23 protein-coding genes are annotated in these 25,794 nt (G+C 68.8%); 15 read left to right on the forward strand and 8 right to left on the reverse strand.

Annotated elements, in window-relative coordinates; all coding sequences use genetic code 11:
• Positions 1-2: 2 nt before the first annotated feature.
• From RT91_RS00710 to RT91_RS00760, 11 genes are all read left to right on the forward strand, one after another.
• A complete protein-coding gene (locus RT91_RS00710; RefSeq protein WP_035185111.1) occupies positions 3-929 on the forward strand; it encodes an ExeA family protein in 927 nt (308 codons plus the stop codon).
• Positions 926-1,780, forward strand: a complete 855-nt coding sequence (locus RT91_RS00715) for an XrtA system polysaccharide deacetylase (protein ID WP_013641135.1) — start codon at positions 926-928, stop codon at positions 1,778-1,780. The genes RT91_RS00710 and RT91_RS00715 overlap by 4 nt, the downstream gene beginning before the upstream one ends.
• Positions 1,746-2,822: a FemAB family XrtA/PEP-CTERM system-associated protein gene (locus RT91_RS00720; RefSeq protein WP_408735328.1), complete on the forward strand. Its 1,077-nt coding sequence runs from the start codon at positions 1,746-1,748 to the stop codon at positions 2,820-2,822. Before RT91_RS00715 ends, RT91_RS00720 begins: the two co-directional genes overlap by 35 nt.
• A 6-nt stretch (positions 2,823-2,828) precedes the next feature.
• Positions 2,829-4,013, forward strand: coding sequence for a TIGR03087 family PEP-CTERM/XrtA system glycosyltransferase (locus tag RT91_RS00725; protein WP_035185117.1), 1,185 nt, complete (start codon positions 2,829-2,831; stop codon positions 4,011-4,013).
• Positions 4,010-5,467 (forward strand): exosortase A, encoded by a 1,458-nt coding sequence (gene xrtA / locus RT91_RS00730; RefSeq protein ID WP_035185119.1) that lies wholly within the window; start codon positions 4,010-4,012, stop codon positions 5,465-5,467. The genes RT91_RS00725 and xrtA overlap by 4 nt, the downstream gene beginning before the upstream one ends.
• Positions 5,468-5,585: 118 nt before the next feature.
• Positions 5,586-5,960: a hypothetical protein gene (locus RT91_RS00735; protein WP_012040450.1), complete on the forward strand. Its 375-nt coding sequence runs from the start codon at positions 5,586-5,588 to the stop codon at positions 5,958-5,960.
• Between the two features lie 145 nt (positions 5,961-6,105).
• Entirely contained in the window at positions 6,106-6,468 is a 363-nt protein-coding gene (locus tag RT91_RS00740) for a hypothetical protein (protein WP_012040451.1), read from the forward strand.
• A gap of 402 nt (positions 6,469-6,870) precedes the next feature.
• On the forward strand, positions 6,871-7,302 hold the full coding sequence (locus RT91_RS00745; RefSeq protein WP_240314133.1) for a cupin domain-containing protein: 432 nt from the start codon (positions 6,871-6,873) through the stop codon (positions 7,300-7,302).
• A gap of 147 nt (positions 7,303-7,449) precedes the next feature.
• Positions 7,450-9,333, forward strand: a complete 1,884-nt coding sequence (locus RT91_RS00750) for a sigma-54-dependent Fis family transcriptional regulator (protein WP_013641140.1) — start codon at positions 7,450-7,452, stop codon at positions 9,331-9,333.
• 138 nt (positions 9,334-9,471) lie between these two features.
• A complete protein-coding gene (locus tag RT91_RS00755; RefSeq protein ID WP_013641141.1) occupies positions 9,472-10,548 on the forward strand; it encodes a 2,3-butanediol dehydrogenase in 1,077 nt (358 codons plus the stop codon).
• A gap of 33 nt (positions 10,549-10,581) precedes the next feature.
• On the forward strand, positions 10,582-12,405 hold the full coding sequence (locus RT91_RS00760) for an NAD(P)/FAD-dependent oxidoreductase (protein ID WP_013641142.1): 1,824 nt from the start codon (positions 10,582-10,584) through the stop codon (positions 12,403-12,405).
• Positions 12,406-12,560: 155 nt separating this feature from the next.
• On the opposite strand, the gene RT91_RS00765 is transcribed toward RT91_RS00760, so the two are convergent.
• The 8 genes from RT91_RS00765 to RT91_RS00800 form a co-directional block, all read right to left on the reverse strand.
• The gene (locus tag RT91_RS00765; RefSeq protein ID WP_035185125.1) at positions 12,561-13,151 is read right to left on the reverse strand and encodes a TadE/TadG family type IV pilus assembly protein; all 591 of its coding nucleotides are present in this window, start codon (positions 13,149-13,151) and stop codon (positions 12,561-12,563) included.
• Positions 13,138-13,695: a TadE/TadG family type IV pilus assembly protein gene (locus RT91_RS00770; protein ID WP_007423486.1), complete on the reverse strand. Its 558-nt coding sequence runs from the start codon at positions 13,693-13,695 to the stop codon at positions 13,138-13,140. Before RT91_RS00770 ends, RT91_RS00765 begins: the two co-directional genes overlap by 14 nt.
• Positions 13,696-13,707: 12 nt before the next feature.
• Positions 13,708-15,003: a pilus assembly protein TadG-related protein gene (locus RT91_RS00775; RefSeq protein WP_035185130.1), complete on the reverse strand. Its 1,296-nt coding sequence runs from the start codon at positions 15,001-15,003 to the stop codon at positions 13,708-13,710.
• Positions 15,004-15,090: 87 nt separating this feature from the next.
• On the reverse strand, positions 15,091-15,405 hold the full coding sequence (gene rhaM / locus RT91_RS00780; protein ID WP_035185133.1) for an L-rhamnose mutarotase: 315 nt from the start codon (positions 15,403-15,405) through the stop codon (positions 15,091-15,093).
• Between the two features lie 19 nt (positions 15,406-15,424).
• Positions 15,425-16,396, reverse strand: a complete 972-nt coding sequence (locus tag RT91_RS00785) for an ABC transporter permease (RefSeq protein WP_035185136.1) — start codon at positions 16,394-16,396, stop codon at positions 15,425-15,427.
• Entirely contained in the window at positions 16,396-17,430 is a 1,035-nt protein-coding gene (locus RT91_RS00790) for an ABC transporter permease (RefSeq protein ID WP_240314134.1), read from the reverse strand. The genes RT91_RS00785 and RT91_RS00790 overlap by 1 nt, the downstream gene beginning before the upstream one ends.
• A 43-nt stretch (positions 17,431-17,473) precedes the next feature.
• Positions 17,474-19,003, reverse strand: a complete 1,530-nt coding sequence (locus tag RT91_RS00795; RefSeq protein WP_035185140.1) for a sugar ABC transporter ATP-binding protein — start codon at positions 19,001-19,003, stop codon at positions 17,474-17,476.
• A gap of 7 nt (positions 19,004-19,010) precedes the next feature.
• The gene (locus tag RT91_RS00800) at positions 19,011-20,021 is read right to left on the reverse strand and encodes an autoinducer 2 ABC transporter substrate-binding protein (RefSeq protein ID WP_007423655.1); all 1,011 of its coding nucleotides are present in this window, start codon (positions 20,019-20,021) and stop codon (positions 19,011-19,013) included.
• Between the two features lie 251 nt (positions 20,022-20,272).
• Here RT91_RS00800 and RT91_RS00805 point away from each other — a divergent pair, with 251 nt between their 5' ends.
• Genes RT91_RS00805 through RT91_RS00820 form a run of 4 tightly spaced genes read left to right on the forward strand, consistent with a single transcriptional unit; the run spans position 20,273 to position 25,791 of the window.
• Positions 20,273-21,055 carry a DeoR/GlpR family DNA-binding transcription regulator gene (locus RT91_RS00805; protein ID WP_012040461.1) on the forward strand — a complete coding sequence of 261 codons (783 nt, stop codon included), beginning with the start codon at positions 20,273-20,275 and terminating at the stop codon, positions 21,053-21,055.
• Between the two features lie 26 nt (positions 21,056-21,081).
• Complete coding sequence (gene rhaI / locus RT91_RS00810; protein ID WP_035185368.1) at positions 21,082-22,266, forward strand: L-rhamnose isomerase; 1,185 nt, start codon at positions 21,082-21,084, stop codon at positions 22,264-22,266.
• An 11-nt stretch (positions 22,267-22,277) separates the two neighbouring features.
• On the forward strand, positions 22,278-24,380 hold the full coding sequence (locus tag RT91_RS00815) for a bifunctional rhamnulose-1-phosphate aldolase/short-chain dehydrogenase (protein WP_035185143.1): 2,103 nt from the start codon (positions 22,278-22,280) through the stop codon (positions 24,378-24,380).
• A complete protein-coding gene (locus RT91_RS00820; protein ID WP_035185145.1) occupies positions 24,370-25,791 on the forward strand; it encodes a rhamnulokinase family protein in 1,422 nt (473 codons plus the stop codon). The genes RT91_RS00815 and RT91_RS00820 overlap by 11 nt, the downstream gene beginning before the upstream one ends.
• The last annotated feature ends 3 nt before the right edge of the window (positions 25,792-25,794 follow it).

Genomic DNA, 25,794 nt, shown 5'->3' on the forward strand with positions numbered 1-25,794 from the left:
GCGTGGATCTGCTTCGAAGCCATTTCAACCTGCGGGAAATGCCGTTCCGGCTGACGCCGGACGAGCGCTATTTCTTCGAGAGCGGCGAACATGGCCGGGCGATGGCGCATCTGCTGTTCGGCCTCTCCCAGGGGGATGGCTTCGTGGTGATCACCGGCGAGGTCGGCGCCGGCAAGACCACGCTGATGGAGCGCCTGCTCGCGCGCCTCAACCCGAGCGCCTACCGGCCCGCGGTGATCACGACGCCGGCGGTCAGCGGCTGGTCGCTGCTCCGCCTGATCGGGGCGGAATTCGGCATCACCCGCGTCGCCGACCAGGCCGAGTTCCTCGGGCAGATCTGCGAGCGCTGGCGCGGCGACCATGCCCGCGGGCGCCGCCCCGTCATCGTCATCGACGAGGCGCAGGCCCTGCCGGCGCAGACGCTGGAAATCCTGCGCCTGCTCTCCAACCTCGCGGACCGGTCGCGCCCGCTGATGCAGGTCATCCTGCTGGGCCAGCCGGAATTCCGCCGCACGCTCGCCAGCCCGCAGATGGAACAGCTGCGCCAGCGGGTCCTCGCCTCCTACCATCTGAACCCGCTGCCGGCCGCCGATGTCGCCGCCTATATCCGGCACCGGCTCGCCGCGGCCGGCTGCGAGCGCGACGACCTGTTCGACGAGGGCGCGGTCGCCGCGATCCATGCCGCCACCAACGGCGTGCCGCGCCGCATCAACCGCCTCTGCGCCCGGCTGCTGTTCAACGCCGCACTGGAGGGCGAGCAGCATATCGGCGCGGCGGCGGCGAAGCGGATCGCCGACGAGCTCGAGCGCGACCTCACCGCCGGCAGCCCGCCCGAGCCGGCCCCGCGCGCGCGGTCGCGCACCGGCCTGGTCGAGCCGGCCGACTTCGATCCCGACGATGCGCCGGCCTCTCCGGAGTTCTTCCGATGAGCCTGACCGGGGCCATGACCATCGATGTCGAGGATTATTTCCAGGTGCAGGCCTTCGCCGACGTGATCGACCGCGAGAGCTGGGAGCGCTGGCCGCGGCGCGTCGAGGCCAATACGGAATGGATGCTCGAGGCGCTGGCCGCGCGCGGCGTGCACGCGACCTTCTTCACCCTCGGCTGGGTGGCCGAGCGGCACAGGGGTCTGGTCCGCCGCATCGTCGCGGCCGGGCACGAGCTGGCCAGCCACGGCTACGGGCACCAGCTGGTCGACCGCATCGGGCCGGAGGCCTTCCGCGCCGACCTCGCCCGCGCCCGCGCCGCGCTGGAGGATGCCGGCGGCGTCGCGGTGATCGGCTATCGGGCGCCGACCTTCTCGATCGGGCCGCACGTGCCCTGGGCGTGGGAGATCCTCGAGGAGACCGGGCATCGCTACACCTCCAGCCTGTTCCCGGTGAAGCACGACCTCTACGGCACGCCGGATGCCGCGCGCGTGCCGTTCCGGCCGGCGGGATCGTCGCTCTGGGAAATTCCGCTCACCACCGTTCACGGCTTCGGACGCAACTGGCCCTGTGCCGGCGGCGGCTATTTCCGCCTGCTGCCCTATGCCGCCTATCGCGGCGCGGTGCGGCACCTGCACCGGCGGGAAGGGCGGCCGCAGATCTTCTACACCCATCCCTGGGAACTCGACCCCGGGCAGCCGCACATCCCCCATGCCCGGCTCAGCGCGCGGTTTCGCCACCGGGTCAATCTCGGCCGGATGAAGACGCGCTTCGCGGCCCTGCTGGAGGATTTCGCCTGGGACCGGATGGACCGGGTCTATGCCGATCTTCTCGACCCGTCCCGCCCGTGCTGACATGACGCTCCGTTACCGCCCCGCAGAACCGCGCGACGCCGCCGCCTGGGATGCGTTCGTCGACACCCATCCCGACGCGACCTTCTTTCACCGCTTCGCCTGGGGCGGGATTCTCGCCACCGGCTTCGGGCATCGGCCGCATTTCCTGCTCGCCGAGCGCGACGGGCAGGTCTGCGGCGTGCTGCCGCTGATGGAGGTGAAGACGCTGCTGTTCGGCCATTCGCTGGTCTCGCTGCCCTTCGCCGTCTATGGCGGCCCGCTGGCGGCGGATGCCGAGACGCTGCAGGGCCTCGCCGAGGCGGCGCTGGCGCTGCAACGCGTGCTGGGCGCGCCGGTGTGCGAATTCCGCGCGCGGGGCGGGCTCGACCTCGACCCGCAGCGCTTCGTCACCCCCGAGCCGCTCTATTTCACCTTCCGCAAGACGCTGCCCGAGGGCGAGGACGACCTGCTGAAGGCGATCCCGCGCAAGCAGCGCGCCGTGGTGCGCAAGGCGATCGAGCGCGGGCTGACCAGCCGGATCGAGCACACGGTCGAGCCGTTCTTTTCGCTCTATGCCGAGAGCGTGCATCATCTCGGCACGCCGGTCTTCTCGCGCCGCTATGTCCGCGCCCTGCTGGAAGGTCTTGGCCGGGATGTCGAGATCCTGACCGTGCGGCACGAGGACCGGCCGGTCTGCGCCGTGCTGTCCTTCGTGTTCCGCGACGAGATCCTGCCCTATTACGCCGGCGGCGGGCCGGCGGCGCGGGGCGTCGGCGGCCACGACTTCATGTATTGGGCGCTGATGCGCCGCGCCCGGGAGCGGGGGCTGAGCGGGTTCGATTTCGGCCGCAGCAAGGCCGGCACCGGCGCCTTCGACTTCAAGAAGAACTGGGGCTTCGCGCCCGCGCCGCTGCCCTATTGCTTCGCGCTGGCGCCGGGTGCCGCGATCCCGGAGAACAACCCGCTCAATCCGAAATACCGCGCCATGATCGCGCTCTGGAAGCGCCTGCCGCGGCCGGTGGTGAACCGGCTGGGCCCGGCGATCATCCGCGGCCTCGGGTGAGGGGCGATGCATCTGCTGTTTCTCGCCCACCGGCTGCCCTATCCGCCGAACAAGGGCGACAAGATCCGCTCCTTCCGCTGGCTCGATCATCTCAGCCGGAAATACGACGTCCATCTCGGCTGCTTCGTCGACCGGCAGGAGGACATGGCGCATGTCGAGACGCTGCGGCCCGGCCTCGCCTCGGTCGCGGCGATCCCGCTCGATCCGCGGCTGGCGCGGCTGCGCGCGCTCGCCCGGCTGCGGCCCGGGATGCCGCTCAGCGTCGGCTATTTCCATGACCGGCGGCTGCGCGCCTGGGTGCGGCAGACGCGCCGGAACCACCCGATCGAGCGCGCATTGGTGTTCTCCAGCGCGATGGCGCCGTATCTCGACGATGCCGAAGCGCTGCCGACGCTGTTCGACATGGTGGATCTCGATTCGGAGAAATTCGCCGCCTATGGCGCGGAGTCCGGCGGCCTTCGCGCGCTGGTCTGGCGGCGGGAGGCGCGCACGCTGCTGGCCCTCGAACGGGCCGCGACGGCGCGCTTCACCCGCACCTTCCTGGTTTCCGATGCCGAGCGCGACCGCTTCACCGCCCTGGCGCCGGAGACCGGGGCGCGGACCGAGGCGGTGCCGAACGGCGTCGATACCGGGTTTTTCGATCCGGGGCAGGACTGGCCCAACCCCTATCCGCCCGACCGGCCGGCCATCGTGTTCACCGGCGCGATGGACTACCGGCCGAACATCGACGCCTGCCTGTGGTTCGCCCAGAGCGTGATGCCCGACCTGGCGCGGGACCGGCCCGGGCCGGTGTTCCACATCGTCGGCGCCGATCCCGCGCCGCAGATCCGCGCGCTGGCGGCGCATCCATCCATCGACGTGCATCCCGACGTGCCCGACATCCGCCCCTATCTCCGTCACGCCGCCCTGGCGGTCGCGCCGCTGCGCATCGCCCGCGGCATCCAGAACAAGGTGCTCGAAGCCATGGCCATGGCCCGCCCCGTGCTGACCACCACCGCCGCCCTGACCGGCATATCCGCGATCGCCGGGCGCGATGCGCTGGTCGCCGATGACGCGGCGGCGATGCTCTCCGGCGCGCGGGCGATCCTGCGGGGCGAGTGGCCCGGGCTCGGTGCGGCCGGGCGGGCTTCGGTGATCGCGAATCACGGCTGGTCGACCGCGCTCGCAGCACTTGACCGGGTGCTCGCGTGAGCGCTTCATGGCGCCGGGCCGGGCTGGCGCTTGCCCTCGGCATCGTCGGGTTCGGCATCGTCTTCGCGCATGAGGCCGAGGCCGCCTATGGCGTCTGGTGGGCGTCGACGGCGTATAATCATTGCTTCCTGATCCTGCCGATCGCGCTGTATCTGCTGTGGGAACGCCGCGCCGGGTTCGCCGCGCTTGAGCCTGCGGCCGAGCCGCGCGCGGCGCTGCTGGCGGTGCCCTTCGCGCTGGCATGGTTCGTCGCCCAGCGCCTCGGCATCATGGAGGGCCGCCAGCTCGCCGCGATGGGGATCCTGCAATGCCTGCTGCTCGGCGTGCTCGGCCGGTCGGTCTACTGGCATTTTCGCGCGCCGTTCTGGTACCTGGTCTTCCTCGTGCCGTTCGGCAGTTTCCTGGTCGCGCCGCTCCAGCGTTTCACCGCCGAATTCGCCGCCGCCGGCCTGAGCCTGCTGGGGATCGCCCATTATCTGCACGGCACCACGATCGAGATCGCCGCCGGCGCGTTCCGCATCGCCCGGGCCTGCGCCGGGCTGCGCTTCCTGATCGCCGCCATCGCCTTCGCCGTGCTGTATGCGCTGGTGATCTTCCGCTCCACCGGGCGGCGGCTGGCGTTCATTGCCGTCTGTCTCGTCGTGCCGGTCATCGCGAACGGGTTCCGCGCGCTCGGCATCATCTGGCTCGGCTATGCCGAAGGCAGTGCGAAGGCCGCCGCGACCGATCACGTGCTGTACGGCTACATCTTCTTCTCGATCGTACTGTTCGTGATCATCCTGCTCGGCCTGCCGTTCCGCGAGGATCACGCGCCGCCGGCGGTGGTGCCGGGCGCGCCGGCGCCGGCGGCGCGGGGCACGAGTCTGGTTGCCGCCCTCGCCGTGCTGGCGGTCAGCCTCGCCGGGCCGGCCGTCGCCTTCGCGCTGGACCGGCAGGCGCGGCAGACCGTCGTCGTGCCGCCGGCCAGGCTGGCCGGATGGCGCGCGGTTCCGACCCCTTCCGGCGGTCTGCCCGCCGGCGCCATCCGCCGCGACTTCGTCGACCCCGACGGGTTCAGGGCGACGATCGTCGCCTTTCCGCCGGGCACCGCGCCGGAGCCGATCTTCGACCTGCGCCGCCGGCTCGGCCTGTTCAACCTGCGCGAAGTGCATCTCGGGCTGATCCGGGCAACGGGTTCCGGCGCGCCGAACTGGCAGCTCGCGGTGAGCAAGAACGGGCATCGCATGGCCGCGAGCGATCTCGTGATCGACGGCCGGCTTACCCTCGGCTCGCTGGTCACCCGCCTCTACATGCTGGACGACCTGTTCGCGGCCCGGGATGCGCAACTCGTGGTCGTGGTGACGGCGCCGCGCGGCGGGCTGCCGACCGTTGCTGCCCTGCGCCATGTGCTGGCCAGCCCCGCGCTGACGCCCCCCGCCCTCGGCAAGATCGCCCGCGCCGCCGCGAACCGGTAGGCCCGAGCGGCGCGGGCGCCGCATCGACCGGGGATGGTATGTCGGCCGCCCCCCTTGGAAGCGGAAGATTTCGGCCGATCTTGAAGGGATGGGCCGGAGCGTCTCGGGGAGTGAGGGGATGCGCGTGAGGAATGGCTGGCGACTGGGTCTGATGGCGCTGTGGTCTCTCGGCCTCGCCGGATGCGCCGGGCCGCACCTTGCCAGGACGATGAGCGCCTATGTCGGCAAGCCGGAATCGGCGCTGGTGGCGGCGCTGGGCGTGCCGGCCAGCCGCACCGAAAGCGGCGGGATCACCTATGATCGCTACGAGCGGACGATCACCTACTCGGTCCCCGGCTGGGTCGGCGGGCCGCTCTTCGTGGACCAGAGACCGGCGATCGGCGGAATTCCCCCGGCCGTTCCGCCCCAGACCTATCACAATACCTGCACCGTGACCTTCGCCATCGTCGGCGGCGTGGTGCGTTCCTACACGGCGCACGGGTCCGTCTGCTGATCCTGCTTCATTCATCAACAGGATCGGGCGCTGCATACGGTCTGGACGAGGGCGCCGCTCAGGTGGTCGCGAGTGCGCCGGACACGATCGTCCTGGTCACGCCCCGGGCGAGCCGCTCGACGGCGCCGGACGGGCGGGCCGCGCCATGGCGCTGCCGGATGCGCAGAACCGGCTTGCGGGCACCGTGTCTCCATGCCAAGTTTTCCGGCAAATGCCCGATAACGTCAGACCTTATGAAAAGGATCCGGGGCGCGGCGATGATCGGCTCTGGGCCGTTATCGCCACCATCGGCCGTGTTGTACGGATCGCCGACATTCATGCCAGCCACACCCGCGCCCAGGCTGACCAGATCTGGCGCGAGCAGCAGGTGCGGGCCTATCTCGGCTTTCTGCAACGCTGCGAGCTGCCAGTGCCGCGCTATACGATCCGCTCGATGAGCCGCGCGCAATTGCCCCGCGGGTGGCGGCCGCTGCCGGCGCTCGGCTTTCTGAACGGGCGCATGTCCTGAATGGGCGCGGTGCCGCTCTCTCGGGACCGCGCAAGCCATGATCCGCCGTTCCGCTCCGGGCGAGACCTGGCCGCGAACCCGGCCCGGTGCGCGGGAGCGGTGCTCGTGGTGAGGATGCCAGGCGCGGTCACCGGGGCCGGGTTGGCCTGCCGTGCTCCGGTATCGTCAGCCGCGCGTCCGCCCCCGGCGTCGTGAACGGCGCGGCACCTTGTCGTCCGCCGTGGTGCATGGGCGCTCCCGTGGCCGTTCATCTGCGCAACCGAAAGGGTGGATCAAAAGATTTCATTTGAACGATGGCGGGGACGGGCCAGATCCGGTGCGGACACGGCAGAGCGGAACGGGCCGGGACGATCCGTTCGGACGTGCACGAATTCAATGCAAATGCAGGTCTGGAACATAATCATGGGCAACGACATTCATAATTTCTTCGATCTTGACGAAATCAAGGCGAGATTTCCCGACACTGCGGATTCCGTGATTGTCGATGCCTATCTGTCGGACAGTGAATCGGCTAGTTCCCGTGTCTTTCGTTTGTATCGGCCATTGCCGAGGCATTTTCACATGAATTGCGACGAGCACCTCCTGCTCCTGGATGGCGAGGCCGATTTCAGCCTGGCCGACGAGCCGCCGCGCCGGCTTCGCGCGGGCCAGATGGTGATGTTCCTGCGTCACGTCGTGCATGCGATCCGGCCGGTCGAAGGCGCCGCCCCCGCGATATTCCTGACCGTCGACACGCCACGCCGCGCGCCGGACGATGTGCATTTCGTGGACCCGGCAGATGAGGCGGGCGCGCGCTTCGTGACCCATCTCGCGGGCTACGGTAGCCGCCGGTGACGAACGGGTTCCGGGGCCCTCAGCGCCGATGATCGGGAGGCGGCCGATCGCGTCGGACCCCGCACGTTGAACATTTCGTGCTATTTCCGTGCAGGCGGATTCGGTTTTTGTCATATGATGCCTTGGGAAACGTTGAAAAGTCGAAGCATGACCATCGCCGACCATGTGCGTGAGATCGAATCCGTCTGGCAGGGCAATGCCAGCATGCGCGACCCCTATGTCATCCAGTCCTGGCGCCGCTGCCTCGATGACTACCGCCTTGATCCTGCGGTGAATGCCGAAGCCGTCATCCTCCCCGAGGGACGGCTGAAGGAGCACCGCCAGCAGGCCGAGGGACTGATCGCCATCGCCCGGTCCGGCCTCGAGCGGCTTTATGGCAATGTCGCGAACCAGGCCTATGTCCTGCTCCTCGCCGACCGGGCTGGCGTCACCGTCGAATATCTCGGCGATCCCCGCTACGATGACGATCTGCGCCGCGCAGGGCTCTATCTCGGCTCGGACTGGGCCGAATCGCATGCCGGCACCTGCGCCGTCGGTGCCTGCATCGCCACCGGCGAGGCGTTGACGATCCACCAGACCGACCATTTCGACATGACCCACACGCCGCTCTCCTGCACGGCGGCGCCGATCTACGATACCGCGGGGCAGCTTTCCGCGGTGCTCGACATCTCGCTCCTCAAATCGCCCGTGGAAAAGACCAGCCAGAACCTGGCCCGGCACCTTGTCACCACCACCGTGCGGCGCATCGAACTCGCCAACCTGATGGAACGCACCCGGCGCCAGTGGGTGCTGCGTTTCGCCCTCTCTCCCGAGTTTCTCGACGTCGACCCCGAAGGCGGCATCGCGATCGATGATTCCGGCCGCATCGCCGGCCTCACCCACGGCGCGGCGCGCATGCTCGCCCGCGCCGCGGGGCGCGACTGGCGCCGCCCCGAGCAGTTGATCGGCCAGCCGATCTCCCGCTTCCTCGATCTCTCGATCGACGATCTGCCCGCCCTGATGCGCGGCCGGCCAACCCATGAGCGCGTGCTCCGCGCCCGTGACGGCAACATGCTCTTCGCCCATGCGATCGAGCCGCCGCCCCGTCCGCGCGCAGCACGGCAAACCCTGCCGCCCGCCCTCCGCCGCCTCGGCGGCGAGACGCCCGAGATCAAGGCGCTTCAGGACCGTGCCGCGCGCTTTGCCCGCACCGACCTGCCGGTGCTGATCCACGGCGAAACCGGCACCGGCAAGGAATATCTCGCCCGCGCAATTCACGAGGCGAGCGGCGCGAAAGGCCCCTTCGTCGCGGTCAACTGCGCTGCGATTCCGGAAACCCTGGCCGAATCAGAGCTGTTCGGCCACGCTCCCGGCGCGTTCACCGGAGCGGCCCCGCGCGGCCGCCGCGGCCTGATCGAGGAGGCGGATGGCGGCACGCTGTTCCTCGACGAGATTGGCGACATGCCGCTCTCCCTGCAGACCCGCCTGCTGCGCGTCCTTGCCGAACGCACGGTCCAGCCCCTCGGCGCCGCCCGCCCGCGCAAGGTCGGCTTCCGGCTGATCTCGGCCTCGCATCGCGACCTTCGCGCATTGGTCGCCGCGGGGAGCTTCCGCGAGGATCTCTTCTATCGGCTGAACGTCGCCGCGCTCAGCCTCCCGCCGCTGCGCAGCCGCGGCGATTTCGACTGGCTGCTCGCCCGTCTGCTGGCGACGCGGCAGCGCGAGGGGCGGCCGGTCCGTCTCGCGCCGGATGCCGCCGCCATGCTTCGCGCCCACCGGTGGCCGGGCAATCTGCGCGAACTCGACAACGTCCTCGCGGTGGCGACCGCCTTGTGCGAGGAAGGCGAAATCCGCGTTGCGGATCTTCCCGGCGGTCTTGGCCCGGTCTCCGTTCGAACGGAGGACGATGCGGCCGCTTCGCTCCGCGCCGCGCTCGATGGCTGTGGCGGCAATGTTTCCGCTCTCGCCCGCCGCCTGGGCTGCGACCGTACCACCTTGCACCGCCGGATGCGCCGCCTCGGCATCTCCGGCCGCCTCCGCCCGCAGCGCTGAGCGCCACGGAACGCCACACAGGGGCGCCACACTGTGGCGCCATCCTGCCCGGCCGGCCGCGCATTTCCGCCGAATCCGGGCTGGCATGCCGTTTGCTTTTCACTCGTTCGCAACGCCAAGATTGCAAGGAGGAACGACGTGAAAGCACTACGATTCCATGCCGCCCGCGATCTGCGGATCGAGGACGTCGCCGCACCTGACCGCAAGCCACCACCCGGTCAGGTCCTCGTGCGCAACCGCTTCGTCGGCATCTGCGGCACCGACCTGCACGAATACGCCTACGGGCCGATCTTCATCCCCACCACACCGCATCCCTTCACCGGCGCCCAGGGGCCGCAAATCCTCGGGCACGAATTCGGCGGTGTCGTCACCGCGATCGGCGAGGGCGTCTCCAGCGTGAAGCCGGGCGACCGCGTCTCCGTCCAGCCCCTGATCATGCCGCGCGCCGGCGACTATTATGCCGACCGTGGCCTGTTTCACCTCAGCCCGCAGCTGGCGCTGGCCGGCCTCAGCTGGGCCTGGGGCGGCATGGCCGAGGAAGCGATGCTGCACGAATACAACGTGCAGAGGATTCCCGACGCGCTGAGCGACGAGGAGGCCGCCCTGGTCGAGCCCGCCGCCGTCGCCGTCTATTCCTGCGACCGCGGCGGCGTCGGCGCGGGCAGCGCGGTGCTGGTGACGGGCGCCGGGCCGATCGGCCTGCTCACCCTGATTGCCGCCCGCGCCGCCGGCGCGACGACGCTCTTCCTCTCCGACATCAACGACGCGCGGCTCGCCTTCGCCCGCAGCATCCTTCCCGACATCGTCGTTCTCAACCCGCAGCGCGACGATGTCGGCTCCCGCGTCCGTGCGGCGACCGAGGGCGGGGCGGGCTGCGACGTCGCCCTCGAATGCGTCGGGAACGAGCACGCGCTGAAAGCCTGCCTCGATGCGGTGCGCAAGCAGGGCGTGGTGGTCCAGACCGGGCTTCACCCGCACGACAATCCGCTCGACTGGTTCCAGGTCACGTTCAAGGATGTCGACCTGCGGGGCGCCTGGGCCTACCCGACCCATTACTGGCCGCGCGTGATCCGCATGATCGCGAGCGGCATCCTGCCCGCCTCGAAGATCGTCACCGCCCGCATCCGGCTCGACGATGCCGTTGCCGAAGGGTTCGAGGCGCTGCTCGATCCCTCCGGCAGGCACATCAAGATTCTCATCGATCTCGCCGCCTGACGCGGCGTCACAACAGCAAGGGAAACGCAACCCATGAACGACATGACGATCGACAAGCCCATCACCGTCTCCGCGCCGCAGAAGGCGGTCGAGGCGTGGCTCGACAGTTTCAACCGGGCATTGAACGCCGGTGACGCCGAAGCCGCCGCCCGGCTCTTTGCGCCGGTCAGCTTCTGGCGCGACCTGATCGCCTTCACCTGGAACATCAGGACCGTCGAAACGCCCGACGGCGTGCGCGACATGCTGGCGGCGACCCTCGACAATGTCCGTCCGGTCAGCTTCGCGCTCGCCGAGCCGCCGACCGAGTCCAACGGCGTCATCGAGGCCTGGCTCGCCTTCGAGACGAAGATCGGCCGCGGGGAGGGGCTGCTCCGCCTGCAGGACGGCAAGGCCTGGACGCTGCTCACCACCCTCGCCGAACTCAAGGGCCACGAGGAGCCCAAGGGCATCCGCCGGCCCATGGGCGCCGAGCACGGCGTCCGCCGCGGCCGGCAGAGCTGGCAGGAAAGGCGCGAGGAGGAAGCCCGCACGCTCGGCTACGAAACCCAGCCTTATGTCCTCGTCGTCGGCGGCGGGCAGGGCGGCATCGCGCTTGGCGCGCGGCTGCGCCAGCTCGGCGTGCCCGCCATCGTGATCGACAGGCACGACCGGCCGGGCGACCAGTGGCGCAAGCGCTACAAGTCGCTCTGCCTGCATGATCCGGTCTGGTACGACCACCTGCCCTATATCGATTTCCCCGCCAACTGGCCGGTCTTCGCGCCGAAGGACAAGATCGGCGACTGGCTGGAAATGTACACCAAGGTCATGGAGATCAATTACTGGACCAGAACCACCGCGAAGAGCGCCGCCTTCGATGAAGCGAGCGGCACCTGGCGTGTCGTCGTCGATCGCGATGGCGAGGAGATCGAGCTCCGTCCGACCCAACTCGTCCTCGCCACCGGCATGTCGGGCAAGCCGAACATCCCGCAGTTCAAGGGCATGGACCGCTTCCGCGGCGAGCAGCACCACAGCTCCCGGCACCCGGGGCCCGATGCCTATGCGGGCAAGAAGGTCGTGGTCATCGGCGCCAACAACTCGGCGCACGACATCTGCGCCGCCCTCTGGGAGCATGGTGCGGACGTCACCATGGTCCAGCGCTCCAGCACGCATATCGTCCGCTCGGATTCGCTGATGGAGATCGGCCTCGGCGAGCTCTATTCCGAGAGGGCGGTCGCCAATGGCGTGACCACCCGCAAGGCGGACATGATCTTCGCATCGCTGCCCTACCGGATCATGCACGAGTTCCAGATCCCGGTTTATGACGCGATCCGCGAAAAGGACGCCGATTTCTATGCCGCCCTCGAAAAGGCCGGCTTCATGCTCGATTTCGGCGCGGACGATTCAGGCCTGTTCATGAAATATCTCCGCCGCGGCTCGGGCTATTATATCGATGTCGGCGCCTGTGACCTGGTGATCGACGGCAGCATCAAGCTCAAGAGCGGCGTCGGGGTCGACGAGATCACCGAAACCGGCGTGAGGATGGCGGATGGCGAGGAACTCCCGGCCGATCTCATCGTCTACGCCACGGGCTATGGCTCGATGAACGGCTGGGCCGCCGATCTGATCAGCCAGGAGGTCGCCGACAAGGTCGGCAAGGTCTGGGGCCTCGGTTCCGACACGCCGAAGGACCCCGGCCCCTGGGAAGGCGAGCAGCGCAACATGTGGAAGCCGACGCAGCAGCAAAACCTCTGGTTCCACGGCGGCAATCTCCACCAGTCACGCCATTACTCGCTGTATCTCGCCCTCCAGCTGAAAGCGCGGCAGGTCGGCATTCCAACACCCGTCTATGGCCTGCAGGAGGTGCATCACCTGTCCTGAGTGGGTCTGGGTGCCGCGGGTCGTCCCGCCTGCGGCACGCATTCCGGCCGTGACCGTGCCATGCCAGCGCGGTTGCCGGCGGTGGCGTTTCGGACGCCGGGAACGGCCTGATGAGTTGCGGGATCTGCCCGCCGAAGGCGATGACCCTGCGTCGTTTACGGCACCAAGCTGATCGTCGAGGAATTACGGGGCAGCATGTAGACGGAGGACTGGAGATGGAACGGGCCGAGCTTGAGAAAATCGAGCGTCGGCTCGAACGCGTAATCGACCTGTCCGAGGATGACGCTGGTATTCGGCACGTCGAGTGAGGTCGGGACGGTGACGGCCTGGCCTTGTTGCAGCGCAGTGGCGTTCGAGGCTTCGCTCCAGGCGACCCTGGCATCGCCATCATCGTCGATCGAGATGCAGCTGACGACGATCTGGGCTGGCGATGCGGGGTAGGGGGCGAGGATTTGCGACGCGGCGGAGAAGATGTCCGGAAGCTGCGTGCTCGCGCTGATGCTGGTGTATTGCGAGACGATGTTGGTGATGGTCGAACCCGTTTGCGAGACGAGCTGGTTGACGATCACCGCCTGTTCCAGCTCGGTCGTCGCGAAGAAGAACAGCAGGAGCACGGGCAGAACGAGGGCGAACTCGACCGCCGCCACACCCGCGCGGCGGCGTTGGGACGCGGCGGCGAGACGGCGCAGGATGCGTCGTGCCCATGTGCATGTGCATGCGCCGCTCTTGCCGTCAGTAGGGTTCATTTCGGAACACCGCTGTTGCCTGCAGCAGGCGATAGTTGCCGTTCATCGTCGCGAAGCTGAAATTCAGCAGGCTGGCCATGACCGGCAGCTGGTAGAAGACCTGAACCATCACGATGTCCCCGGGGCCGCCAAGGCTGTAACTCAGCGATGACGTATTGAAGTTGCCGCTTGTCAGAGGATTGACCTGCGTGATGGCGTTGAAGGACGGGAAGGTCTGTACGTTGACGTTGAGATTGGCGCAGGTGATCAGGGGCACACCGTCGGTGCAGACGTCCTGAAGGAATTGCTGCGCGGTCATGCCGGATGACTGCGCCTGCCCGGTCATGATCAGGCGTGCCGTGTCGTTTGTCGCGTTCTGCAGCACTTCCTGGGTGAAGAAGATCAGCCCGGCCTCGATGATGGCGAACAGCAAGGCGAAATAGGGAGCTGCGACGAGCGCGAATTCGACGGCGGCGACCGCCCGGCCATCGCCGAGCAGGGTTCTGAGCCGGGCCGGCAGCTTGAATCTTCCGGTCTTCGGGGCGCGTCTCGTCTTTCGGAGCACGATATCGCTCCGCTAACTCGATAGATAGGAGGATTGCACGGCCGTCTGGAACAGCGCGGACATCGCGGCAGAAATGTCGCCGCCGGATTTCACCTCGAAATAGAGGCCGGGCGAGGCGCATTGCTGAAGGGTTGGCGCGATGCTGTTCTGGAACGGCGCGATGTAGGTGTTGTACCAGCTGTTGGTCGGCAGCGGCAGGTATTCTGTGTAGAGGACCGCGATCCTGATCCCCCGGTTCTTGATGGCGGTGCAGAGGTCGGTGTTGAGGAGGGATTGCTGGCGGTTGCCGTTGACGTCCTCGTCCTCGACGCCGTCCGTCACGAAGAAGAGCACTTCCTGCGGCGTGTCGCCGGCGGCACCGGTGCCGTTTCCCGGGTTGGGCATGATCGCGTTGATGCCGTTCAGGGCGGTGTCGTAATTGGTGTCCTCGTCGTCATTGTAGTCGTTCTGGGTCAGCCAGTTGTTGGAGTAGACTTCCAGCAGCTGGATGTTGCCCGCCTCGGTCTGGGCCTGGGAAAGGTCGGAGGTGAGGTTGCCGATCGTGTTCAGCCCGATGTCGAACGTGTAGATCGCCATCCGGTAGGTGGTGCCCTTCTGGGTTTCGGTCGTCTGCGCCGTCGTCATCAGGTCCTGCGTGGCCTGGCGGAGCATGTCGATCCGCAAGGTCACGCCGAGGCTGCGGGCGAGGGCGTAATTGTCCTCGCCGTAGGGGTTTTGGAGGTTATCGGCGGACGGATTCTCTTCATGGCAGCCGAAGGCGCAACCGCCCTGCGCCGTCGTGTTGGCGACCATCGTGTTGATGCCGCTCTGGGTGGCGGCGATCGCCATCGAGGGGGAGTCGTCGAGCAGGAGATAGAAGTCGATGTTCGGGGCGATCGTCGTCGTCGCCGTAGCCTGGCCGCCGATCTTGATGGAACCGAACCCCATCACATCCGGCAGCATGGCTTGCGACTGGGCCTGGTATTGCACCGTCGCGGTGCGCTTGTCGCCGCTGGTGGCGATCGACACGGTGACGTCGTTGGCGTTGTAGGTCACGCCGGTCATCGTGAGGGCCTGCGCGTTGAAGACGTTCTGGGCCGTCGTGATGGCGGAGGATTGGCCGGCGGCGACCATCGCGGGGGTGACGGCGGCGAGGGCCGCGGCGTCGGCATAGGATTCCATCTGCGACTTGCGGTCGATCGCGAGGCCGTAATCGATCCCCATGCCGAGGATGAAGATCAGGGTCAGGGATACAAGCGCGGTGATGATCGCGATATTGCCGCGCCGGTCGCCGCATAGTGCTTTGAATTTGATAAATAATACTAACATGGCTTCCGCTGCCGCTGGTCGGCCCCGGCTGGTTCTAAGCCGAATGTCTGAAGAAACGCTTAACGCGCTCCGGGTTGGCCGCCGGCTTCAGGGCAGGTGGAAGACGCGGCGCAGCGGCGATGCGGTGGGAGAGGCGTCCGGGTTGGTCCGCATGATGTCGGCCATCGCCTGCCACCAGCGTCGCATCACCGCCTGTTCGGGCAGCGCGTCCATCGCATGGCCGGGGCGGCGGCGCAGCACGGCGAAGAGCGAGCCGTCCGACGGGTCGAGGAAGATGCTGTAATCGCTGATCCCGGCATCCTTCAGCGCGGCGACGAGTTCGGGCCAGATCTCGTCGTGGCGGCGCTCGTATTCCGCCGCCTGCGCGGGGTCGAGCTGCATGCGGAAGGCGATCTGTTCCATCGGGCGCTGCGTCTCGCGTTCAGGCGCGGGGGCGGCGGGCGCGCCAGGCGACGAACGGGGTTTCGATCAGGATGACCCCGATCAGGATCGTCCCGATCACGCCGGCCTGATAGATCGGGTTGAAGTCGTTGTAGCTCAGGCCGTAATCGACGATGGCGATGACGACGGTCGCCATCGCCGTGCCGATCACCGATCCGGTGCCGCCGAAAATGCCGGTGCCGCCGAGCACGACGATGGCGATGCTGATCAGGTTCGCCTGCGCGCCGGCATCGGGCCGGGCGGTGCCGAGCCGGGCGGCGCTGACGACGCCGGCGATCGCCGCGACCAGCCCGGCGGCGACATAGGCCCAGCCGCGGACCCGCGCGACGCGCACGCCGGCGAGCGTCGCCGCGCGGTCGTTGGTGCCGGTGAGGTAGAGGGCGCGGCCGTAGCGTGTGCCGTGCTGGACGAAGGCGAAGACGGCGAGCAGCGGCAGGTAGAGCGCCAGCAGCTGGAAGGGCAGGCCGGCCAGCGTGCCCTGGCCGATGGCGAGGAAGGCGGGCGGCGATTTCGTCAGGTCGATATTCACCCCGCCGGTGACCACCAGCGCGAGCCCGTCATAGGCGAACAGCGTGGCGAGGGTCGCGATGATCGGCGGGATGCGGAAGCGGCTGACCGCCGCGGCGTTCACCCCGCCGAGCGCCAGGCCGGACGCCAGCGCGCCGCCGACCGCCACCGGCCAGGGCAGGCCGCCATGCAGCAGGCGGCCGAGAATCACCTGGGAGAGCGCCATCGTCGCGCCGACCGACAGATCGATCCCGGTATCGCCGCCGCAGATCACGAAGGTCTGGCCGAGGGCGATCATGCCGATCTCGACGCCGAACACCGCCATGCTCGAGAGATTGGCGCCGGAGAGGATCGCGGGGTGGCCGATGGCGAAGCCGAGAAGGGCGAGCACCGCCATGGCGAGCAGCAGGACGGGGCGGGTTCGTTCGAAGCCGGAAGCGTGCATCAGCGTGTCTCCATCGCTTCGCGTTTCGCGCCGGCGCCGATCGAGGCCAGGATCACCGCGCCGAGGGCGACGCCGCCCCAGAAGGGCTGGATGTGCAGCAGCACGATCGCGTCATCGACGACCTGCACGATGAGCGTGCCGAGCAGCGTGCCGAGCAGCGTGCCGCGGCCGCCGCTCAGCGCCGTGCCGCCGAGCACGACGGCGGCGATCACCTGCAGCACGAAGCCGCTGCCCGTCGATGTCTGCGCCATCGGGCTCTGGCCGAGGGTGAGCAGGGCCGCGAGGCCGGTGAGCAGGCCGAGCATCACATAGGCGGCGAGCTTGATCCGCTCGGGCTTGATTCCGGCGAGGCGTGCGGCCTCCTCGTTGTTGCCGAGCGCGTAGACGTGCCGGCCCCAGCGGAAATACCGCAGGAAGACCATGCCGGCGGCGAGCAGGACGATGGCGATGACGGCGACCACCGGCAGGAAGGCCAGGTGGTCGACCACGAAGATCATCGTCAGCGCCGGCGGAATCTGGGTGATCCAGTTGCCGCCGAGCACGATGAAGACGAACATGCGGTAGATGCTCAGCGTGCCCAGCGTCGCGATCACCGGCGGGATGCGCCCGTTGATGATCAGCAGCGCGTTGATCAGGCCTAAGGCGGCGCCGGAGAGGAGAAAGACCGGGATCGTCGCGGCGATGCTCCAGCCGGCGGCGAAGCAGGTGCCGCCGATCGCGGTGCAGAGGCCGAGCATCGAGCCGGTCGAGACGTCGATCCCGCCGGTGAGGATCACCACGGTCATGCCGATCGCCGGGATCAGCGTGATCGCGCTGCCGACCAGGAGATTGTCGAGATTGACCCGGCTCCAGAAGGCGCCGTGCGAGCCGAATCCGGCCGCGAGCACGAGGATCGCGAGCGTGACCAGCAGCAGCCCCTCGCGGCCGCGCGGCAGGTAGTCGCGCGGCGGCCGCGGGGCGGGGCGGCCGGTGGTGGGGGCGGGGCCGAACGCCCCGATCGTCCTCGGCGTTCCCGCCGGGTTGTCGACTGACATGCGTTTTGCGTCCGTTTCCTGCATCTTGCGCCGGGCCGCCGGGTCAGGCCGCGCGCGCGGCGGCGCCGACGGCGGCGGCGAGGATCGTCTCGGCCTGCATCGCCTCGCCTTCGGCGACCTGCACGACCGTGCCCCGCCGCATCACGATCACCCGGTCGCTGACCGCCAGAACCTCCGGCAGGTCCGACGAGATCACGACGACGGCGAGGCCGCCGGCGGCGAGGCTGCGGATGAAGTCGTGAATCTCGGCCTTGGTGCCGATGTCGATGCCGCGGGTCGGCTCGTCGAGGATGAGCACCTTCAGGGACTGCCCTGCCCAGCGGGCGAACAGCGCCTTCTGCTGGTTGCCGCCCGAGAGCGTGCCGATCGCCACCGTCTCGTCCCGCGCCTTGATCCGGTAATGGGCGATCAGCCGCGCCGCCTCGCCGCGCAGGGCGGCGAAATCGAGCCTCATCGCGGCGCGGAGGAAACGGTCGAGCGTGCTGACGGTCAGGTTCGCCTCGAGGGGCTTGGTGGCGAAGATGCCCTGTAGCTTGCGATCCTCCGGCAGGTAGCCGATGCCGAGGGCGATGGCCTGCGCCGGATCGCGCGGGCTGATCGGCCGGCCGTGCAGCAGGACGCGGCCGCTGTCGGCGGGGAGCGCGCCGAACGCGGCGAGGGCCACTTCGCTGCGGCCGGAGCCGACCAGCCCGTAGACGCCGGTGACCGTGCCCGGCGGGATCGACCAGTCCACGCCGTCATAAAGTCCCGCCCTGGTCAGTTTCTCGATCCTGAGGGCGGGATCGGCATCGTTGGCGATCCGCCGGTCCTCGCGCGGCTTGCCGTAATCGCGATGCGCCTTGCCGGCCATCAGGTCGAGCAGGCGCTCCTCGTCGAGATCGTCCGCCGCCGCGCTGCCGGTGACGCGGCCATCGGTGAGCACCGTCACGCGGTCGGAGATCCGGCGGATCTCGTCGAGGCGATGGGTGATGTAGACGATCGAGCGGCCGTCGGCGCGCAGCCGGCCGATGATGGTGAACAGCCGGTCGGTCTCCGCCTGGGACAGGATCGAGGTCGGTTCGTCGAAAATGATCACCTGCGCGTCCTGCACCAGCGCCTTGGCGATGAGAACGAGCTGCTGATAGCCGAGGCTGAGTTCGCCCATCCGGCGGTGCAGCAGGGCGGGATCGAGTTCCAGCCGGTCGAACCAGGGGAGCGCGGCCTCGGCCATCTCCTGCCGGCGCACGATGCCGGCGGCGGAGGCGATCTCGTTGCCGGTGAAGATGTTTTCCAGCACCGTCAGGTGCGGATAGATCATCGGCTCCTGATAGACCGCGGCGATCCCGGCCGCCTGCGCGTCGCGCGGGTGGGCGAAGCGGCGGGGCGCGCCGTCGATCCGGATCTCGCCCTCGTCGGGCATGATCGCGCCGGTGAGAACGCGGATCAGGGTGGACTTGCCGGCGCCGTTCTCGCCGAGCAGGGCATGCACCTCGCCCCGCCCGATCGAGAGATCGACGCCGCCCAGCGCCGTCACACCGCCGAAGCGCTTGCGGATTCCCGAGACCTCGACCCGGGGTGAGGACGGCGTGGGCATCCCGGCCTCAGAAATTCATGCTCACATTGGCCTTGGTGATGACCATCGGATTGCCGAGCAGCAGCGTGTGGGTCTTCGGGAAATACTTCACCTTCTGCTTCAGGCCGGGCACCGTGTTTTCCGCCTTGAACGGCTTGTGCTCCAGCTCCTGGATCACGCCCCAGCCGGTGAGGTATCCGAGCGAAATCGGGTTCCACAGCACCACGCTCTTCACCGTGCCGTCGAGGATGAAGGGGCGGATGCTGTTCGGGTCGGTGATGCCGGTCACGGCGACCTTGCCGCTGAGGCCGGCGCGCAGCACCGCCTGGGCGGCGCCGGGCACCGCGGTCGAATTGATGCCGACCACGCCCTTCAGGTGCGGATAGGCCGACAGCAACTGGCCGGTGACCTGCGTCGCCTTGTTGATGTCCTCGCCGGCGTACTGGACCGAGACGAGCTTGATCTGCGGGTATTTCGCGGCGAGGCGCTGCTTCATCAGCGCGATCCATGCGTTCAGGTTGGTCGCGGTCGGCCCGCCGGAGACGAAGGCGACATCGCCCTTGCCGCCGATCGTCTTGGCGAGCTGGTCGACCACCGTGTCGGCCAGCGCCTTGTTGCTGGTCTGCTGCACGCGCAGGGCGACATCCGGCCCCTCGACCTGGGAGTCGCTCGAATAGAACAGGATTCCCTTTGCCTTCGCCTGCTTCGCGAGCGCCTCGAGCGCGGTCGGGCTGTTGGCGGAAACGCCGACCGCGGTGACGTGCTTGTTGATCAGGCTCTGCACGATTTCCGACTGGCCGGAGACCGAGGCCGTGGTCGGCCCCTGGTAGATGATGTGCGCGCCGAACTTCTTCCCGGCCTGATCCAGCCCCTGCTTCATCGCCGTGAAATAGGTGATGCCGATCAGCTTGGGCACGAAGGCGATGGTCGGCTCGGCGGCGCGGGCCGGCGTCGCGCCGGCGGCGAGGATCATCGCGCCGGCGAGGCCGAGGCCGAGCCGGAAGGCGGTCTGGTGGCGGAGTCGGGCCGCGAGGGTCATTGGCGTTTCCTTTCTGTTTCTTGGACCACGACGTTCCCGGCCGGCGCCGGATTGACGGCCCGACCAGATGTCACATGCAGCAAACATCGGCGCACATAAATCTGTCAAGTCATTTCTGAGTTTCGTGCCGATTTGGTGCGGTGCAATATTCGAGATCGAAAAATTCATGCTCAAGCCTTGATATTCTTGAACGGCGATGATCTTATAGCACACATGATGATGTTAGATTGTCCGGGATTTCAAACAGCAGGATGAGCGAAACGCAACGCCAGGACATTCCGGCCTCGGAGCGCCAGCAGGACATCCTGCGCCGTTCGCTCGGCGGCGGCGTGGTGCGAGTGCGCGATCTCGCAGCGGAGTTCGGGGTTCACGAAATGACGATCCGGCGCGATTTCGACGCGCTGGTCGACCAGGGGCTGATGGAGCGCGTGCGCGGCGGCGCGCGGCTGCGCGAGCGGATGGGCGAGGAGATCAGCCACCAGCTGCGGGCCGCCCGCAACACCGAGGCGAAGACGGCGATCGCCCGCGCGGCGCTGTCGCTCATCGCGCCGGGCGACACCGTCGCCTTCGATGCCTCGACCACGGCGCTCGCCCTCGTGCGCATGGTGCATGACCGGAACGTGTCGGCGATCGTCTCCGGGCTCGACGCCGCCAATGCGCTGGCCGCGAGTGCTGTGCCCTTCGTGATGGTGGGCGGCGCGTTCCATGGGCCCGCCCGCTCGTTCACCGGGGTATTGTTCGAGGAATCGATGTCGCGCCTGCATCCGGACAAGGTGTTCTTTTCGGCGCGCGGCTTTCATGCCGCGCTGGGGCTGACCGACTCGCATCTGCCGGAAGTGGGGGCGAAGCGCGCCATGCTGCGTTCCGGCGCGATGACCGTGGCGCTGATGGATTCATCGAAATTCGGCCGCCGCGCGCTCGCGACCATCGCGGCAATGGACGAGATCGACGTGCTGGTGACCGACCGGCCGCCGGCGGATGCGGACATGGCGGCGCTCGAGGCAGCCGACATCAGGGTGATCGTCGCGCCGTGAACGCGCCGGCGGCGCAGGGAGGACACATGGACCAGGAAGCAGTGATGGCGCGGCTCGATGCGCAGGCGATCGAGACGCCGAGCTGGGCGTTCGGCAATACCGGCTCGCGGTTCAAGACGTTCCCGCTGCCGGGCGCGGCCCGCACCGTGTGGGAAAAGATCGAGGATGCCGCCGAGGTGCACCGGCAGACCGGCATCGCGCCGCGCGTCGCCCTGCACATTCCCTGGGACCGCGTGGACGATCCGGCGGCGCTCGGCCGCTTCGCGGCATCGCGCGGGATCGGCATCGGCGCGATCAATCCGAACCTGTTCCAGGACGACGACTACCGCCTCGGCTCGCTCACCCACCCGCAGGCGGCGGTGCGGGCGAAGGCGGCGGCGCATCTCGAGGAATGCATCGCGATCATGAAGGCGACGGGTTCGACCGATCTCAGCCTGTGGTTCGCGGATGGCACCAACTATGCCGGGCAGGACGATTTCCGCGCCCGCCGGCGGCGGCTGCGCGGCGGGCTCGAAGCCTGCGCGGCACTCTTGCCCGAGGGCGCGCGCATGCTGATCGAATACAAGTTCTTCGAGCCCGCCTTCTACTACACCGATCTGGCCGACTGGGGCGCGGCGCTCGCCCATGCCAGGGCGATCGGGCCGCAGGCGGCGGTGCTGGTCGATCTCGGCCATCACGCGCAGGGCGTGAACATCGAATCGATCGTCGCCGTGCTGCTCGACGAGGGCAAGCTCGGCGGCTTCCACTTCAACGCCCGCCGCTATGCCGATGACGACCTGATCGTCGGCTCGGTCAATCCGCTCGAACTGTTCCTGATCTATGCCGAACTCGTCGCCGCCGAGGCGGATGCGGACACGGGCACCGCCGCCTGCGCCCGGGCGGTTTCATACATGATCGATCAGAGCTTCAACATCGAGGAAAAGATCGAGGGCATGATCCTGAGCGTGCTGAACTGCCAGGAGGCCTATGCGAAGGCGCTGCTGATCGATCGCGCGGCACTGGCCGCTGCCCAGGAAGCGGGGGACGTGCTGGGCGCGCATCGCATCGTCATGGAGGCGTTCCGCACCGATGTGCGCCCGCTGCTCGCCGGCTGGCGGCGCCGGCGCAACCTCCCGGAGGATCCGGTGATGGCGCATCGCGACGGGTCGTATCTGCGCGAGATCCGCCGCGACCGCGGCACTGCCGCCGCCGCCAGCGGCTATGGGGACTGAGGAGAGAGCCGATGAAGGACGTTCTGGGCCGCGTGCCCGATAAACGATGCGCAGGCTGGGCCGCCTCGTCGCCGCCCGCCGGCGAGGGGCTCGCCGCGCTGGCGCACCGCTCCCGCCTGCTCGGCGCCGACCGCCGCATCGTCAACATCTTCGGCGGCAATACCTCGGTGAAATCGGTCGAGACCGATCACCTCGGCCGGAAGACAAGGGTGCTCTGGGTGAAGGGATCGGGCAGCGATCTCGGCAGCATAAGCGAGACCGATTTCGCCGCGCTGAAGCTCGACGAGATCGACCCGCTGTTCGCGCGCGAAGAGATGTCGGATGAGGAGATGACCGCCTATCTCGAACGCACCGTGTTCGAGCCCGGACGGCCGCGGCAGAGCATCGAGACGCTGCTGCACGCCTTCGTGCCGGCGCCGCATGTCGATCACACCCATCCCGACGCGATCATCTCGATCGCCTGTTCGCCGCGCGGCGAGGAACTGATGCGCGAGATCTTCGGCGCGCGCGCGGCCTGGGTGCCGTATGTGCGGCCGGGCTTCTCGCTCTCGCGCATGATCGGCGCGGCGGTGCGCGACAATCCGGGGCTCGACTGCGTGGTGATGGGCAAGCACGGGCTGGTCACCTGGGGCGAGACCTCGGCGGAATGCTACGCGAAGACGATCGCGGTGATCGAGGAGGCGGAGGCCTGGCTTGCCGCCCGTGCCACGGATGCGCCGTTCGGGGCGGCACGGGTTGAGGCCGCGGCGGCGGCGCGCCGGCAAGACCTGTTCGCCGCCCTGCTGCCCGCGTTGCGCGGCGCGATGGCCGGCGTGCTGGGCGACGGGCGGAAGGTGGTGCTGCGCGTCGACGATGATGACGAGGTGCTGGAGTTCGTCGGCGCCGCCGCATGCCGCGACCTTGCGATGCGCGGCGCCGCTTGCCCCGATCATCTGGTCCACACCAAGCGGGTGCCGCTGGTGCTGGACTGGACGCCGGAGCGGGACGCGGCGTCGCTGCTGGCCGCGGCGAAGGCCGGAATCGCCGAATTCGTCGACGCCTACAAGGCGTATTTCGCGGCGCACGCGGCGGTGGGCGACCGCATGGCGGCGCCGTATCCGCGCATCGTGCTGGTTCCGGGCCTCGGCATGGTGACCTCGGGCGCCGATATCGGCGCTGCCGAGGTCTCGCGCCAGCTCTATCGCCGGGCGATCGCGGTGATGCGGCATGCCGGCAGCGTCGGCGGTTTCGAGACGCTGAGCGATTCGGAAAGCTACGCCATCGAATACTGGCCGCTCGAGCTCTACAAACTTTCGCGCAAGCCGCCGCCGAAGCCGCTGGACGGGCATGTCGCCTTCGTGACCGGTGCTGCGAGCGGCATCGGCCGCGCGGTGGCGGCGCGGCTCGCGCGCGACGGCGCGCATGTCGTCATCGCCGACCGCAATGCCGAGGGGGCCGCGCAGGTCGCCGGCGCCATCGTGGCGGCGGGCGGCGCGGGGCGGGCGATGGCAGCGAGCGTGGACGTGACCGACGAGGCCGCCGTCGGCACGGCGTTCGAGGAGACGGTGCTGGCCTATGGCGGCGTCGATATCGTGGTGAACAACGCGGGGATCAGCCGCAGCGCGCCGATCGAGGAGACCAGCCTCGCGGACTGGCAGGTGCAGTTCGACATTCTCGCGACCGGTTACTTCCTCGTCGCCCGCGCCGCCTTCCGCATCCTGCGCGCGCAGGCGGGCGGCGGGTCGCTGGTGTTCGTCGCCAGCAAGAACGCGGTCGCGGCCGGGCGCAATGCCGGTGCCTATTCGGCGGCGAAGGCGGCGGAACTGCACCTGGCCCGCTGCCTCGCCGAGGAGGGCGGCGGCGCCGGGATCCGGGTGAACACGGTGTTGCCGGACGCGGTGCTGGCCGGATCCTCGATCTGGAATTCCGCCTGGCGGGCGGATCGTGCCGCGACCTATGGCATCAGCGATGACGAGCTGGAAGCGCATTACCGCGCGCGCACCACGCTGAAGGTGAACATTCTGCCGGAGGATGTGGCCGAGGCCGTGTTCTTCTTCGCCTCCGGCCTTTCGGCGAAGACGACCGGCGGCGTGCTGACCGTCGATGGCGGCGTGCCGGCGGCCTATGTCCGCTGAGGCGCCGCGCCACGTCGCGATCGATCTCGGCGCTTCCGGCGGGCGCGTCGCCTGCGGCGCGGTCACGGAGGGCGTCCTGGATTTCGAGATCGTCCACCGGTTTCCGAACCGGCCGGTGCGCCTCGGCCGGCATCTCTACTGGGATGTGCTGCGGCTGTGGCAGGAAATCCGGGACGGACTGCGCAAGGTCGCGCGCGGGGGGGCGGTCGCCAGTCTCGGCGTGACGACCTGGGGCGTCGATTACGCGCTGCTGGATGCCGACCGGGTGCCGCTCGGCATGGTGCATTGCTACCGCGACGAGCGGACCGCGGGGGCCTATGACCTGATCGCGCCGCGGCTGCCGCGCGAGGCGATCTATGCCGCCACGGGCATCCAGTTCCTGCCGATCAACACCTTGCCGCAGCTTGTCGCGGCGCGGCGGGATGCGCCCCGCCTGTTCGACCATGCGGCACATCTGCTGATGTTGCCCGACCTGCTGAACTTCTGGCTCACCGGCCGGATCGTCGCCGAGCATACCAATGCGAGCACGACCCAGCTCTACGATCCGGTGCGTCGTGGCTGGGCGGAGGCGCTGATCGCCGCGGCGGGGTTCGATCCCGCGATGTTTCCGGAACTGGTGGAGCCCGGAACGGTCCTGGGTCCGCTGCTGCCGGAGATCGCGGCGGATACCGGGCTGCAGGGCGCCGTGGTGGTGGCCCCGGCGACGCATGATACCGCGAGTGCCGTCGCCGCGATTCCGGCGGCGGACGATCTGCCCTGGAGCTACGTCTCGAGCGGGACCTGGTGCCTGACCGGCATCGAGGTGACGGCGCCGGTGCTGACCGCGGCGGCGCGGGAGGCGAACGTGACCAACGAGCAGGGCGTGCGGGGCACGACGCGGCTGCTGCGCAACACGAGCGGATTGTTCCTGTTGCAGGAATCGATGCGCGGCTGGGGCGATCCGCCGATCGAGGCGCTACTGGCGGCGGCGGAAAAGGTCGCGACCGACACCGTGATCGACGCCGAGGACCCGCTGTTCCTGCAGCCGGGGATGGACATGCCGGCGCGCATCGCGCGCTGGTGCGCGGCGCACGGACGACGCGCGCCCGAGAGCGAGGCGGCGACGACGCGGGTGATCCTGAACAGCCTGGGCGAGGCGATCGCCCGCACCCTGCGCATGGTCGACCGGGTGGCGGACCGGCGGAGCCGGACCGTGCATGTCGTCGGCGGTGGCTCGCGCATGGCGCTGCTCAATCAGGCGATCGCCGATGCGGTGGGGCTCGAGGTCGTGGCCGGGCCGGTGGAGGCGACGACCTCTGGCAATCTGCTGCTGCAGGCCGAGGCTCTCGGCGTCATCCACGCGGGGGACGCGCGCGCGGTGATGCGCCGGTCGGCCGCGTTGGCGCGATATGCGCCGCGCGCCGAGGCGTGATGG

Origin of the sequence: Acidiphilium sp. JA12-A1, from assembly GCF_000724705.2 — a bacterium.
Taxonomy (GTDB): domain Bacteria; phylum Pseudomonadota; class Alphaproteobacteria; order Acetobacterales; family Acetobacteraceae; genus Acidiphilium; species Acidiphilium multivorum.

Bases quoted from the DNA above. Each gene is read 5' to 3' on its own strand.
- RT91_RS00760 (WP_013641142.1), top strand. From the start codon at position 10,582: ATGAACGACATGACGATCGACAAGCCCATCACCGTCTCCGCGCCGCAG.
- RT91_RS00720 (WP_408735328.1), top strand. From the start codon at position 1,746: ATGCCGATCTTCTCGACCCGTCCCGCCCGTGCTGACATGACGCTCCGT.
- RT91_RS00745 (WP_240314133.1), top strand. From the start codon at position 6,871: ATGGGCAACGACATTCATAATTTCTTCGATCTTGACGAAATCAAGGCG.
- RT91_RS00820 (WP_035185145.1), top strand. From the start codon at position 24,370: ATGTCCGCTGAGGCGCCGCGCCACGTCGCGATCGATCTCGGCGCTTCC.
- RT91_RS00795 (WP_035185140.1), bottom strand. From the start codon at position 19,003: ATGCCCACGCCGTCCTCACCCCGGGTCGAGGTCTCGGGAATCCGCAAG.
- RT91_RS00805 (WP_012040461.1), top strand. From the start codon at position 20,273: ATGAGCGAAACGCAACGCCAGGACATTCCGGCCTCGGAGCGCCAGCAG.
- RT91_RS00715 (WP_013641135.1), top strand. From the start codon at position 926: ATGAGCCTGACCGGGGCCATGACCATCGATGTCGAGGATTATTTCCAG.
- RT91_RS00735 (WP_012040450.1), top strand. From the start codon at position 5,586: ATGCGCGTGAGGAATGGCTGGCGACTGGGTCTGATGGCGCTGTGGTCT.
- RT91_RS00765 (WP_035185125.1), bottom strand. From the start codon at position 13,151: ATGAACCCTACTGACGGCAAGAGCGGCGCATGCACATGCACATGGGCA.
- RT91_RS00725 (WP_035185117.1), top strand. From the start codon at position 2,829: ATGCATCTGCTGTTTCTCGCCCACCGGCTGCCCTATCCGCCGAACAAG.
- rhaI (WP_035185368.1), top strand. From the start codon at position 21,082: ATGGACCAGGAAGCAGTGATGGCGCGGCTCGATGCGCAGGCGATCGAG.
- RT91_RS00740 (WP_012040451.1), top strand. From the start codon at position 6,106: ATGGCGCTGCCGGATGCGCAGAACCGGCTTGCGGGCACCGTGTCTCCA.
- RT91_RS00775 (WP_035185130.1), bottom strand. From the start codon at position 15,003: ATGTTAGTATTATTTATCAAATTCAAAGCACTATGCGGCGACCGGCGC.
- RT91_RS00815 (WP_035185143.1), top strand. From the start codon at position 22,278: ATGAAGGACGTTCTGGGCCGCGTGCCCGATAAACGATGCGCAGGCTGG.
- RT91_RS00785 (WP_035185136.1), bottom strand. From the start codon at position 16,396: ATGCACGCTTCCGGCTTCGAACGAACCCGCCCCGTCCTGCTGCTCGCC.
- RT91_RS00800 (WP_007423655.1), bottom strand. From the start codon at position 20,021: ATGACCCTCGCGGCCCGACTCCGCCACCAGACCGCCTTCCGGCTCGGC.
- RT91_RS00790 (WP_240314134.1), bottom strand. From the start codon at position 17,430: ATGTCAGTCGACAACCCGGCGGGAACGCCGAGGACGATCGGGGCGTTC.
- rhaM (WP_035185133.1), bottom strand. From the start codon at position 15,405: ATGGAACAGATCGCCTTCCGCATGCAGCTCGACCCCGCGCAGGCGGCG.
- RT91_RS00750 (WP_013641140.1), top strand. From the start codon at position 7,450: ATGACCATCGCCGACCATGTGCGTGAGATCGAATCCGTCTGGCAGGGC.